The organism is Pseudarthrobacter sp. (assembly GCF_036675385.1).
GTDB lineage: Bacteria > Actinomycetota > Actinomycetes > Actinomycetales > Micrococcaceae > Arthrobacter.
The window spans coordinates 1-1,528 of record NZ_JAKFFD010000003.1 but is presented as its reverse complement, the minus strand read 5'-3'; the positions used below and the strand labels follow the sequence as shown (position 1 = coordinate 1,528).

General features: G+C 68.5%; 2 protein-coding genes. Both read right to left on the bottom strand.

Translation table 11 applies throughout. From position 1 onward, the window contains the following. Positions 1 to 128 precede the first annotated feature (128 nt). Positions 129 to 935 (bottom strand): hypothetical protein, encoded by an 807-nt coding sequence (locus V6M49_RS00120; protein ID WP_332759342.1) that lies wholly within the window; start codon positions 933 to 935, stop codon positions 129 to 131. Positions 936 to 960: 25 nt separating this feature from the next. Continuing rightward, the coding region (locus V6M49_RS00115; protein ID WP_332759341.1) for a choice-of-anchor U domain-containing protein at positions 961 to 1,528 on the bottom strand (568 nt) is incomplete at its 5' end.

Below are 1,528 nucleotides of genomic sequence, written 5' to 3'. Positions count from 1 at the left end.
GGCCAGCCAGCCGCTGGCCAGCACTGGCAGCCGCCAGGGCGCCGACGCAGTGAGAAGGTCTTGGGACATCGCCGCTGGGTCTTCTGTCGGGCCCGGATGGCGAAGGTGCTGCGGAAGGGACACTAGGGCTACTTGTTGAAGGCAGCGATGTTTGCCCTGGCGTCCGAGTCCGCCGTGTACATGACCCGCAGGGAGGTCTTGGCCCCATTCAGCGTGGCTATGCCGGCCAGGTTGCGGGTGACGCCGGCGCAGACTTCGGCCGCGGTCACGTCGAAGACAGCGATCGAGCCGGCACTAGGCTTGACCGAACCGGTGTACGTGCACCCCAGGTTGCTCTGGCTGCCCGCCGTCAGCGCACCCGCACCATCGATGATCCAGGTCACCTCCCCGACGGCACCGCCGAACTGAGCTTTCCAGGTGGCCTGCACGTCGGCCGCCTGCGCGGCAGACGCGAACGCCGGCGAAGTCACCGGGATCCAGTTCAGGGTGGAGGTGCCGGCCGCGGTGGTGGCGGTGCCGGTCAGGCTGGCGGCCGTGACGGTGCCGGCCGCGGTGAGGGCCTGGGCGGGGCTATTGACGGGCGTCAGCGGGTAGTAGTTGCCCGTGCCAGTGAGGCTGGCCGAGTCGGCATCGATGGCGGTGCCGCTCAGAGCCACCTTGGCCACGCCGACGACCGCGGCGGCGGACTCCATGGCCACCCACGCGGTGCCGTCGGGCATCACCACCGCCGATGCGCGCGTGGCGCCATCGGCGCCGTTGGTGACGGTGCCGCTCCAGAAGTTCTGCAGGATGGCCGATGGGTTGACCAGGTTGGGCGTATCGCCGTTGCCACCACCGCCGCCGCCCCCTCCTCCGCAGGCCGCCAGGGCGGCGGCACACACGGCGAGCAGCGACGCGCGCCGCGTGATGGATGCGATCTTGTTGAACTTGTTCATGGGTACGACCTGGCTTGCGAAGAAATCAGAAGAAGAAGTGGGAGTCGGGCGTCAGCACGACGTCGGGCGCATAGCCCACGACGCTCAAGGGCATGGCGCCGATGGCGCCCGGATCGACGATCACGCCGTTGGCGATGCCGTCGTTGTCGAAGCGTCCCCCGTCGGTGATCTGGAAGTCCAGCCGGATCTTGTTGCCAACCAGGGTCGTGGAACCGCCGTAGGGCTCCGAAGCCAGGTTGTGCCACACGCCGCCCGCGTCTTTCTTCCAGTAGCCGTTGGCTCCAAGCGACGCGTCCACGAACAGGCTGAACGCCTCGGTCTTGCCGACACTGGCGACAGTGGCGGTGAAGTCGATCAGGCCCAGCGGCATGTCCAGGGCGGCGGGCTTCTCGGCGGGCGGCGCCTCCTGGCGGATGTTCTGGAAGGTGGTGGTGGAGCCGGAGTTCACCGTGCCGGCACTGCTGTCGGCGACCAGCGTGACGAACACGTCCTGGTTGCTGCTGGACGAGGTGAAGGGAGCCGAGACCACCTGCTCCTGCACTGAATCGACCAGGCCGTCGCCGTTGCCGTCACCGGCAATGCCGGCCACGCCG